This is a genomic window from Amphritea sp. 1_MG-2023, assembly GCF_030547545.1.
Classification (GTDB): domain Bacteria; phylum Pseudomonadota; class Gammaproteobacteria; order Pseudomonadales; family Balneatricaceae; genus Amphritea.
The window spans coordinates 1-12,236 of record NZ_JAUOQE010000056.1; the positions used below are offsets into that span (position 1 = coordinate 1).

The window sequence follows — 12,236 nt, forward strand, 5'->3', positions numbered from 1 at the left end:
TGGCCATCTACTTTGTCAGCCAGCTTGAAAAGGTCCAGACATTTCGCTGCACTGGCTTTCGCGTATCTGGCCATTCTCATGTCCGTAGAGAACATAACGGACTTATTCGCACCTTCCCTAAATTATCTGAATCACGATACTCAGAACTCGGGAGCGATCGATGATCGGGATGAGTATTCTCGACTCGACCGTTGATGAAATGTTATTCAAAATAACGACGAACAGCCATTGAAGCTCAGGTCAATAAAATGTTTAGAGGCCAGATAGCCAGAAGCAGTCTGTCGAGAACGGCTTCTGGCGGCATAGCAGAGTGTCGCACTTCAGCGTTAAAGTCGCTGCCCATCATCAATCCGCGGCCATACTCAGGCGCTCAACACTGACTCGTTGTTCGATCGGAAAGACTGCCGGACCATATTGATTAAAAATCGCCACATCCGCTGCATCGCGACCATAAGCGAGGGTGACATAGCCGCCTTTGCGATCGCTTTCCAGCAGATCATACTGGGTCGCATCGAAGGTATACCAACGTCCACCAACATAGGCTTCAAACCACGCATGCAGGTCCATCGGGTAAAGATCGTGTAGATAGCCAACCACCATCCTTGCAGGTATACATAGGCTGCGACAGAGCGCGATGCCTAGGTGTGCTAGATCCCGACACACTCCAGCCGGTTGTTGATTCACCTCTTGTGCCGATAGCAGTAGATCACTCACACCCGGCTCATAGCGAAACGTGGTGCGTAACCAGGTTTCAATCGCCGCAACCTGATCATAGCCCGGCAAGCAGTCTGCCGTAATTTGACTCGCCATCTGACCAAAACGATCTGATTCGCAATAACGACTAGGTAATAAGAAGCTCAGCACCGAATCCGGTAACATTTGCACCTCAACAAAGGGAGACCCCGGTGCACGATCGAGTCTATCCGCAATCATCACGCGCGATGAGGTATGAATAGAAAAGTGCCCCTCAGGCGCGACCAATCGCTGACACAGATTGCCATAGTTATCGGTGAACTCGAACACCGGAACACTGGGGGCAATTTTATACTCTTCTCGCGCAACCCATTGTAACGCACCGCTGCGCGGACGCAGCATCAGCACGAAAGGTGTCGGCACAGAGATATCGAAGACAAGATCACAGCTGGTTTCTACCCACATAAGCCCATCCTTGCGGTTATTCGCAAACGGCTAACCCACGCCAAAATGATCATATCAAGGGCATCAGCACAAATGATTATCTTGGTGTTGGTAACCGACTCACATCAACGGAAACGGTTAACTTTTGCCCCTTTCCGCCATCAAAAAAGACGCCTTTTAACGGCGATACATCACCATAATCACGCCCCCAAGCCGTGGTGATATGCTGTTCTGCAGGCATATTATTATTCGTCGGATCGAATTCAAACCATCCCTCTCCCGGTGAGAATACTGCAAACCAAGCATGTGACGCATCACTGCCCACCAGCTTTTCTTGTCCCGGTGGCGGTAAGGTTTCCAGATAACCGCTGATATAACGCGCGGGAAAACCCAACGAACGTAAACAACCGATCGCTAAGTGAGCGAAATCCTGACACACGCCTCGCTTATTACGTAACACTTCGTCGAGAGGGGTCGCGATACTGGTCGACTCGGGATCATAGGTAAAATCGGTATAAATACGATGGGTCAGTTCACGTACCGCCGATAATAAAGGTCGATTACTGCCAAACGAGGGACGCGCATAGTCTCGAAGCGCAGCCGCCGCTTTAATCATCGGTGAATTCAAAACAAATTCCCGCGCCTCTAGCACCGGTAAATCTCGACTCTGCTGTAACGCAAGCAGGGCCTGACGACAGCTATTGCCGATATCCAGCCCTAACTCGCTCTCGTTAACGTATTTACTATCATGTACCCGAATATCGCTGACGACATCTATTTTAAGCTCTTTATGCGGCTCCTCTAATGAAAAGAAGTAAGCTTTGTTACCAAAATAATCGATTCGCTGCTGACCCAACGTATGGGCGGGAAATATCTTTATATGGCTATCGGTACAGCTTTGATAATCGGTATTACGTGGCAACAGATAAGCACGGTTGTAACATAAGGTTACCGGCTTCTCATATTCATAATGAGTGATATGACGAATACGGTAGTTCATAGTTCATCACCCCAATCGGTGCGCACCAGCTGCTGATGCACCTTGATCTGATCAAAATATTTGGTGCTAATTTGATTAGACGTCTCTTGCAGCAAGTGCTGCAAACGGGACAATAATTGATCAAGCCCTACGCGCATTTTGGTTTTCTCATCTTCAACCACTAACTCATCAAGATTACTCAACTGAATCGCAGACGACGCTTCCAACATATAACGGTCTTCGTCCGCCAGCTCTGAGCCATTTCCAGCCGAAGGTAGTTCTTGCAGATGTCGACGTAACTGATCAACCTGATAAAACACAGAGCGAGGGTTACTACTGTCCGTTAATAACAATGCTAATCCTTGTGCCATATCGCTACCGGAATGATCTCGACGGCGGAACGTAATCAATACTTCCGAACTCAGCAGCACCGATTCCAATACCTGCTGTTGTTGATTCACCGGTAACACTGTCACTAGCGAAGCACGAATTAGAGAGACCGCTTGCAGCGCCTTCTCTACCCGAAGCCCCATATCAATAAAACGCCAACCCAAGCCACGAACCATGCTTTCTTGCCATAAGCCTGACAGTGCCAATAAGGTGGTTACTAAAGGATCGAGCGCTTCTTCAGGTGCCGCCGCGAGGCCTTGCTTCAGCGAGCCGGCCAAGCCTTCGAGCTCATCACGTAAATCATTAATCACTCGCTGAGTATCCGCCGATAGCATTTCCCGCACCTGATCTGAACATTCTAACAAGGCGTTCAGATTGGCCGTGACGCTGCCGGACCGTTTACCATCGAGCACCACCGATAACAGCTCCGCTTCCGGCTGTGCCGACGCCGCCGCGCCTGACAGTGTAAAGCCGGGATAGGTCATGGTCAGTTGCGTCACCGTCTGTAACAACACCTGTTGCGTCTCTTGCGGCATATGATAGGTGCTATTAAGTTGCACAAAAACGGTGCGCAACAACCGCAGTGCGGCTTCAGCCCGAATAGCATAACGCCCTAACCAGTATAGGTTTTCGACCACGCGACAAGGGAAGGCGATATGCGGTTGAACCGGCGCCGGCATAACCGCAGGCCGAGATTCGAGTAATGACACCTGCTTTTCCGGTTCTGACGCGAGTATCCAAGTATCTTTACTCCTTGCGCCACGCAGATTACTCAAATTCAAACTGCCAGACCGACTACCAACCCGCGTCAAGCCACCAGGCATCACATGATAGGATGAATCCATCGCCACCGAGAAGCCCCGCAGCACAGAAGGACGCGGTAGTAACTGATTACGACTCCATGATGGCGTCGTCGATGGCCGGATATATTCCTGGGCAGCCACATAGAGCGGCTCCTGACGTATTCGCTTAATCAGCGCCTGACGCTCAGTTGCATCCAATTCTGAACCAAACACACTATCGCCAGAGGGCCGACGAAAACACTGTTTAATGACTAACTTATCAATATTTTCAATTACATAAGTAAGATCTTGAGGATCGCCACACCAATAGGTTTTAACCGAAGGCAACTGCGCCTCGCGGCCTAGAAAATGCTGCGCAATCTGCGGTAAATAGCGTAATAAGGCTGGATTTTCCAAAAAGCCGGAGCCCATCGGGTTAGCGACGATCACTCGACCCGAGCGCACCACTTCAAGCAACCCTGGGACACCCAGACGAGAATCGCTTTTCAGCTCGACCGGATCACAATAAAAATCATCGACCCGCCGTAACACCACATCCACGCGCTCGAGACCACCTAAGGATTTCATCCACAGATAGCCTTTACTAACCCGCAAGTCACTCCCTTGCACCAACGGAAATCCGAGATAATTGGCCAAATAGGTGTGTTCGAAATAGGTTTCGTTGTAAGAGCCGGGCGTTAATATGACGATCCGCGGTTGTTCTGCCGTGATTTGACTCGCCAGACTGTTGAGCTTATGTCGTAACGATTGAAAAAATATTGATAAGCGATGCACATGACTATCGCGAAATAATGACGGCATAACCCGAGACATCACGGTGCGATTTTCTAACGCATAACCGGCGCCACTCGGCGCTTGTGTCCGATCACCGATCACCTGCATCTGACCACGATGATCACGCACCATATCGGTAGCATGCATCACCAATTGATGCTCGCCGGGTAGCGATAAGCCATCACAGGCTCGCAAAAAACCACCGTGACTAAACAGTAACTCGGGCGGCAAGACCCCATGACGAATCAGATCGCGACTGCCATATAGATCTTTTAATACCAGATCTAACAGCTCGGCACGCTCTTGTAGGCCCGACTCGATACTGGCCCACTCTTCGCTCGCAATGAGCGCCGGCACGGGATCCAACTGCCAAGTTACATTTGATGGGAAACCACTATTATAGGTCGCGCCATCATCACGCAGAATCCGTTCGGCCTTTTGCTGACGTTCATGAATACCCTGGGACCCCAGGGTTTTCAATCCATCCAGCAAATATTGCCAATGCGGCTGAATATCCGCCTGACTACCATAGACCTCATCGTATCCAGAGCCGACGGCTTGGTAGTGCAACCCGTCAGGGCTTTCTTCGGCTCGAGTTTCCATTAAGTATCTACACCAAGGTTATTTCAGGCCGCCTAGTATGCCATGACTTGGCTACGTTTCCATCTGTCTACGCAGATCAAGTGTATGCGGATACTCATTTGTCGGCATTTCAGCGGGGGGAGCCATCGGCCGCGGCGGCGCGTGATTGACAAAAAACTCCCGTAAGCCATTGAATTCAGGCATATGCATCTTAGTATCTAAGGTTGGCGTATGCTCAGTATTGCCAAAACGATTAATCCGCCGAGATTCAGCTTCAAACGCGTTAACCGGGAAGGTTTCATAGCTCCGTCCGCCTGGATGCACCACATGATAGCTACAACCACCAATTGTTTGACCGTTCCAAGTATCGATCAAATCAAAGATTAACGGTGAATGTACACCGATGGTCGGATGCAATGCCGATTGCGGTGCCCAGGCCTTATAACGTACCGCAGCGACAAACTCACCATGACGTCCAGTAGAACGCAGCGGCAAGCGACGACCATTACAGGACAATACATAACGATCCGGCGTCAACCCTTCCACCTTAACCTGTAATCGCTCTACGGAAGAATCAACAAAGCGCGCGGTGCCAAAACTGCCCACCTCTTCACCTAACACATGCCAAGGCTCGATCGCCCAACGCAACTCAATTCGCACATCATCAATATTAACGCTGCCATAATGAGGAAAGCGGAACTCTTCAAACGGTGCTAGCCATTCCTGCTGAAAAGGGATGCCATGTTGCTGTAGATCCTTAACCACTTCACGAATATCCGCCCAGACATAGTGCGGCATCATAAAGCGATCATGCAGATCGGTGCCCCAACGGGTCAATGGCTTTTTATAAGGCTCCTGCCAAAAACGCGCCATCAAGCAACGAATGAGCAACGCCTGAACTAACGCCATTTGCGGATGTGGCGGCATTTCGAAGCCACGAAATTCGAGCAATCCCTGTCGTCCGGATGACAAACCCGGTGAGTACAGCTTATCGATACAAAACTCAGAACGATGCGTGTTACCGGTAATATCGACTAGCAGGTTACGCATCAGGCGATCAATCAACCACGGCTGATCAACGATGCCATCAGGCATCAGATCAAACGCGGTTTCCAGTTCATAAAGCATCTCGTCTCGACCTTCATCGACACGCGGCGCCTGACTCGTTGGCCCAATAAACATACCGGAGAACAGATAGGAAAGTCCCGGATGATGCTGCCAAAAAGTCACAAAACTACGTAACAGATCTGGCCGCCGCAAAAATGGACTATCGGCGGCGGTGGCTGCGCCGAGCGTAATATGATTACCGCCCCCAGTCCCCGTATGCCGCCCATCCAGCATAAATTTCTCAGCCCCCAGCCGAGAGAGACGCGCCTCTTCATAGAGCATCTGTGTATTATCCGAGAGATCACGCCAATTATCCGATGGATGAATATTGACTTCGATAACACCCGGATCTGGCGTCACCTTAAAACAACGCAGTCGATCATCTTTCGGCGCTTCATAGCCTTCGATCACCACTGGCAGCTCCATCTCGGCAGCCGTATCTTCAATCAACTCAATCAGCGCAACATAATGCTCTAGATGTTCCAGCGGCGGTAAGAAGAGATACAGGCAGCCATTACGTGGCTCAACACACAGCGTGGTACGCACCACTTCCACTGGCGTGGTCTTTTTATCCACAGGCGCTGACTCAGCCGTTTCGGCGCGGGCCATCGCCGAACTCATACCCGCTTCAGGTAACGCCTCTACTTCGGCAAATGGATCGCGCGCCTGATCCTGATGCAAGGCTTCATCGGTCATCTCCGGCAATGAATTCAGCGGCAAACGTAAACCAATCGGTGAATCACCCGGAATCAGCGTCAAGGTATCCCGACGCAACGGCCAAGGGCTTGAGCGCCAATGTTGAGTATTATAATTCCAACCCAGCGGTAGACAGAAACCCACCGGTTTTTCCAACCCTTGAGATAATAGCTGCGCCAGTTTTTTGCGTTCGAGATCATCTTTCAGATCAGCTTTAAGTGGATCAACATTATCCGGCAGACTTTGCTCTTTCCACACATAGTAGAGCGTATCTTCATACGCGGGTATTACTCTCGCCGTAGGCAAGCCCGCTTTTTTCGCTAAACGTTTGGCAAATTTCTTCGCGACTTTACGCGTTACGCCATAATCTTTATCGACCCGCGCCAACAGTTTAGGATCACGCCATAACGGCTGTCCATCGGTACGCCAAAAACAACCTAATGCCCAACGAGGCACTTCCTCTCCGGGATACCACTTACCCTGCCCATAATGCAGCAAGCCATCTGGGGCAAATTTATCGCGCAACCGGAATAACAGATCTTTCGCGAGACTCAGCTTGGCATCCCCTAAGGCTTCGGTGTTCCACTGCGCACCATCCATATCGTCAATCGATACAAATGTCGGCTCACCGCCCATGGTTAAACGCACATCCTGTTCAATCAATTTTTGATCGACGGCCTCGCCCAAGGCTTCAATATAGCTCCACTGCTCTTCCGTGTAAGGCTTAGTCACGCGCGGATCTTCATGAATCCGAACCACTTCATTACTGTATGAAAACTCAACTTCACAGGGATCAATACCCCCCGCGATGGGGGCAGCAGAGCGGGGCGATGGCGTACAAGCCAGAGGGATATGCCCCTCACCGGCAAACAAACCCGAGGTTGGATCTAAACCAATCCACCCCGCCCCCGGAATAAAGACTTCGCACCATGCGTGTAAATCGGTGAAATCCGTTTCGGTGCCCGACGGGCCATCTAAGGCCTTCACATCAGCCACCAACTGCACCAAATAACCTGAAGCAAAGCGCGCTGCCAAGCCTAAGTGACGGAGAATCTGTACCAATAACCAAGCGGTATCACGACAGGAACCCCGTTTCAGTTGCAGTGTTTCTTCACCACTCTGCACCCCAGGTTCCATACGGATATTATAATCAATTTCCTGCTCTAAGCGCTGATTCAGATAGACCAAGAAATCATTCATAGGCATCGGCTCACGCGGCACAGAGCGAACCCACTCGCGCACTAAGGGGCCGTGATCGACAATTTCTAAGTAGGGCTTAAGCTCTGAATGTAGTTCCTTCTCATACTCAAAAGGGAATTTCTCGGCATACTCTTCGAGGAAGAAATCAAAGGGATTAATCACCGTCATATCGGCGATGACCTCGACTTCGACCCGCAGATGATCACTTTTTTCGGGAAAAACGATGCGCGCAAGAAAGTTACCAAATGGATCTTGCTGCCAATTAATAAAGTGATTTTCGGGACTGACCTTCAATGAATAGGCTTTAATCGGCGTACGACTATGCGCCGCAGGCCGTAACCTAATGGTATGCGCAGACATCTCAACTGATTTGTCGAAACGATATTCAGTAATGTGGTGGATTGCGGTTCGTATAGCCATTCAGTACCCCGTAGATCGATATAAAACCTGTTCTGGATAAAACAAAATTACATATAACTGGATTCAATGAGGGCCGATTAAACAACGACAATCACTCTCACATCCTATCATCGCTGCTGAGTATGACAAACGATAATGATTGCCGTCATAATGCGGCCATTGGTACGCCATAAGCAAGTAATCAAAAGTCACGTTGCGCATCGCGATGATCTCAACAATCTAGCTCAAAAACTTAATTCAACAACCTAGCTCAACAACCGAGTGCCGCAGCGGGCTCGATCATTATACGCACCATTCAGAAGCGCTGACGCATGGTCTACGCTAAAAAATCGATTCCTCTCAACGTCCTGCACTCAAACAGCGCACGATAGCCCCTTGTGCATCTTGCTTATAAGGTAGAGCAATAACCAGGCCAGAGACAGTTATTTAAGTGCTGATTATCGATGCATATTCACACACAAAAACCACCTACCCGCCTCTTTTTCACTCTCTTCGGCCTTGAATTTATTCATTTACTCGTCTCCTCAAGACACCCTCTGCAATTAAGGAAAAACTGTCCCTGTGCACCAGACAGCCGTGCCGCTAAGCTGTAAAATCCCCTTTTCAGCGCTCATCTACATGGACGATTCATGAATCAACAGGCCCAGCCTTCATCATCATTAGCCCATATCAGCATCGGCTGGATACTCTTGAGCATGCTCTTATTGGCACTCCTTGCGGCGCTCACACCACTCATTCCCAGCTATATCGCGGGCATTCCCGCGTGGATCGCGGCCGCCTTATTGCTTCGACAACAACAACGCAATCAACTTATTCAGAGCGTTATCCTGTTGGCTGCGGGAACCACCGGCCTGATTATCGGCCTGCTCAACGGCGCCGATCAACGCTACCTATTCAAGGCCATTGAGGCCAATCAGTTAGTCGTTGCGATGCTGATCAGTGTCAGTTTTCTCCGTATCGTGGCCACCAGCAACATCCGTAATAACGAACAGTTACCAACCGGTCGCAAAGCGATGTTGAATACACTGTTCGGCGGCCACCTGATCGCTGCCGTGATCAATATATCATCCGTGATGATCGTTGCAGATCGACTCAATACCCGTCACCCCTTAACCCCGTTACAAGGGCTGACGCTGTTACGAGCCTTCAGTAATGGCGCGATCTGGTCGCCCTTTTTCGCCTCCATGGGGGTGGTACTGATCAGCGCACCCGGCGCGCAACTGAGTACGTTGATTATCTTTAGCCTACCGACAGCACTGATTGGCTTACTCTTGAGTAGCTGGCAGATTGCACGGCACCCTGACGCGGCTAACACTCCGGGATATCCCATGCATTTCAAAGCCCTCTGGATGCCATTATCGCTGGCGTTTATGGTGATTATCGCGCATCAGTGCTGGCCAACCCTGTCGGTGATAACCCTCGTTACCCTGATCTCAATTCTATTCGTATTGGTTTTTCTTAGTATCAAGCACAGACACAACGGCGGCCGTCTGCTAAAGCAACATATTTATACCGGGTTGCCAAAAGTGGGCAATGAAGTCACGCTGTTTCTAGCGGCAGCAGTCATGGCGGCCGGCGTCGCAGCGCTGCTCGATTCACTGCAGATACGCTTAGCCCCTGAGCACTTTACCGCCCCCGAAGCCTGCCTAACGCTACTCGCCTTAGTCGGACTAGCCATGATCGGTATGCATCCAGTCACCACCGCCGTTCTCGCTGGGAGTATTTTAATGCCGAGTGTCAGCGATCCAAATCTGCTAGGCATGACCCTGTTACTGAGCTGGTCGATCGGTGTCGGCGTGTCACCATTTTCCGGTGTTCAACTGAGCCTACAATCACGTTATGGCGTGTCTGCTCTCACGCTGATGAAATTAAATCGTTACTACAGTCCGGCGATGCTCTGCGTTGGTTTTACCATGATATGGCTTTATGCAACTATCGCCGGTGTATCATGACCACTCGAGGCTAGCGAGCAATAAACTCCGCGATAGCAGGTACTTCAGCACACCGACTCAAGACGCTAGAAAATATCGGCCACTTTTCGGTTATAGCAGGCATTAAGCAACTGCCGCCAAGCGCTTTTTAGCAAACACTAAGGAGGCTTAATACAGCAAGACGTCAGATTAAACGGTTACTCATCCTGAGAGGCATCATGCTGACTCAAGCATAGAAGATCAGACCCGATCCAATAATTCGGACACCGGATTCATGTTATAACCGCAATGAAACGTTCTAGGTCGTGAGGTTAGCGGATCAATGAAGCACAACTGCTGGGCTAAAAGTCGCAGAGGCTGAGCAAAATTATCGGCAGACTCTGGCCGTAATCTGGGGTAATAGCGGTCATGTAAGATAGGCCAGCCCAGCGTTTGCATATGCACCCGCAGTTGATGGGTTTTCCCCGTCACAGGCTCGAGTTCGAACAATGCCCTATCCTGATGCCGAGCCAAACAACGCATCCGAGAATGGCTATTAGGAACGCCATCGATCACCTGCATCAAAAAGCGCGGATCAGAACACTGTAATCGGTTTTTCACTTCCCATTGCTGACCAACCGCAGGCTGCTGTGCATCAGACTGAATATGCACCAGCGCTTGATACGTTTTATGAATTTTGCGGTGCGCAAACAGCTGATGATACAAGTGACTCGTTTCAGGGTTGACCGAAAACATCGCTAACCCCGTTGTCACTCGATCAAGGCGATGTAGCGCTTGTAGGTTTTTCTGCCCTGTCAACGCCCGCAAGCGACTTTGCAGACATTCATTCACGTACTTTCCTCCCGGCGTAACCGGTAAAAAAGGTGGCTTATAGGCCACTAAAATATCAGCATCCGCAAATAAAATCGTTTCCTTAAATGGAATAACCGGCTCGCTCTCTACCTCGCGATAATAATAAACCCGTTGCTGAGGGCGATACAGAGTCGTCGCGGTAATCACCGTACCGTCATGCCAATGCAGTTTGCCCTCATTCGCCCGTTGATACCAAACAGCGGCATCAACCTGCGGAAACTTATGAATCAAATACGCGACCACCGTGGCGGTTCCCGGATTAACTTGCGGCAAGGTGAGCTTAGAAGGGGATGTAGCAATAACCATGATCGAATCCAAAGCAGCAATTTATAGGCTAACTATTTATAAGGTTAACTATCGAGAGCACACGCAGTATACGCCACCCCGAATCACTATCGCGACAAATCAACAAATAAGGTTCTCACGCCGAATTAACACCGAGTATGAATAACTCAATGCCACGACTTTTTCAGCATCCCGTTGGCATCACATACCAACAAAACCACACATTATCATTGAGGCATTATGTATAAAAAATCAATAGATCATGCTGTGCTGACAGCCGGCCGATGATTAAACCGTCTAGACCGTGAAGGATAAAAAAGAGGACTAAAAAGAGTGGCGGAATGGACGGGACTCGAACCCGCGACCCCCTGCGTGACAGGCAGGTATTCTAACCAACTGAACTACCACTCCGCAGTGGCTTACTATACGGGACTCGAACCCGCGACCGTTACTCCTACAAGAGTGACAGACAGACAGACTAACCAAACGACCACTATGCAGTGGCTTACTATACGGGACTCGAACCCGCGACCGTTACTCCTACAAGAGTGACAGACAGACTAACCAAACGACCACTATGCAGTGGTTTTCTATACGGGACTCGAACCCGCGACCGTTACTCCTACAAGAGTGACAGACAGACAGACTAACCAAACGACCACTATGCAGTGGTTTGGCTTCAATTAAGAAACCAGATAAGTGGTGCCGCCACCAAGAGTCGAACTCGGGACCTACTGATTACAAGTCAGTTGCTCTACCAGCTGAGCTATAGCGGCTTAAACTTAAAAAGTGGCGGAATGGACGGGACTCGAACCCGCGACCCCCTGCGTGACAGGCAGGTATTCTAACCAACTGAACTACCACTCCGCAGTGGTTTTCTATACGGGACTCGAACCCGCGACCATCATCTCCGTAGAGCGACAGACAACTAACCCGTGAACAATCACTTCGTAGCGGACTTCCTATACGGGATTAAAACCCGCGACCATCATCTCCGTAGAGTGACAGACAACTAACCCGTGAACAATCACTTCGTAGCGGACTTCCTATACGGGATTAAAACCCGCGACCATCATCTCC

At 50.0% G+C, this 12,236-nt stretch carries 6 protein-coding genes and 3 tRNA genes; 1 reads left to right on the forward strand and 8 read right to left on the reverse strand.

Annotated features, from left to right (window positions below):
• Window positions 1–345 precede the first annotated feature (345 nt).
• The 4 genes from Q4488_RS18335 to Q4488_RS18350 form a co-directional block, all read right to left on the reverse strand.
• Window positions 346–1,158, reverse strand: a complete 813-nt coding sequence (locus Q4488_RS18335; RefSeq protein WP_303581974.1) for a transglutaminase family protein — start codon at window positions 1,156–1,158, stop codon at window positions 346–348.
• A 76-nt stretch (window positions 1,159–1,234) separates the two neighbouring features.
• A complete protein-coding gene (locus Q4488_RS18340; RefSeq protein WP_303581976.1) occupies window positions 1,235–2,137 on the reverse strand; it encodes a transglutaminase family protein in 903 nt (300 codons plus the stop codon).
• Window positions 2,134–4,686 (reverse strand): circularly permuted type 2 ATP-grasp protein, encoded by a 2,553-nt coding sequence (locus Q4488_RS18345; protein WP_303581978.1) that lies wholly within the window; start codon window positions 4,684–4,686, stop codon window positions 2,134–2,136. The genes Q4488_RS18340 and Q4488_RS18345 overlap by 4 nt, the downstream gene beginning before the upstream one ends.
• A 51-nt stretch (window positions 4,687–4,737) precedes the next feature.
• Window positions 4,738–8,088: a DUF2126 domain-containing protein gene (locus Q4488_RS18350; RefSeq protein ID WP_303581981.1), complete on the reverse strand. Its 3,351-nt coding sequence runs from the start codon at window positions 8,086–8,088 to the stop codon at window positions 4,738–4,740.
• A 629-nt stretch (window positions 8,089–8,717) separates the two neighbouring features.
• Between Q4488_RS18350 and Q4488_RS18355 the strand changes: the two genes are divergently transcribed.
• Window positions 8,718–10,040, forward strand: coding sequence for a hypothetical protein (locus tag Q4488_RS18355; protein WP_303581983.1), 1,323 nt, complete (start codon window positions 8,718–8,720; stop codon window positions 10,038–10,040).
• 219 nt (window positions 10,041–10,259) lie between these two features.
• On the opposite strand, the gene Q4488_RS18360 is transcribed toward Q4488_RS18355, so the two are convergent.
• The 4 genes from Q4488_RS18360 to Q4488_RS18375 form a co-directional block, all read right to left on the reverse strand.
• The gene (locus Q4488_RS18360) at window positions 10,260–11,177 is read right to left on the reverse strand and encodes a pseudouridine synthase (protein ID WP_303581985.1); all 918 of its coding nucleotides are present in this window, start codon (window positions 11,175–11,177) and stop codon (window positions 10,260–10,262) included.
• Window positions 11,178–11,490: 313 nt separating this feature from the next.
• Window positions 11,491–11,567 (reverse strand) — tRNA-Asp (locus tag Q4488_RS18365).
• A 289-nt stretch (window positions 11,568–11,856) separates the two neighbouring features.
• A tRNA-Thr gene (locus tag Q4488_RS18370) sits at window positions 11,857–11,932 on the reverse strand.
• Between the two features lie 14 nt (window positions 11,933–11,946).
• A tRNA-Asp gene (locus tag Q4488_RS18375) sits at window positions 11,947–12,023 on the reverse strand.
• Window positions 12,024–12,236 lie beyond the last annotated feature (213 nt).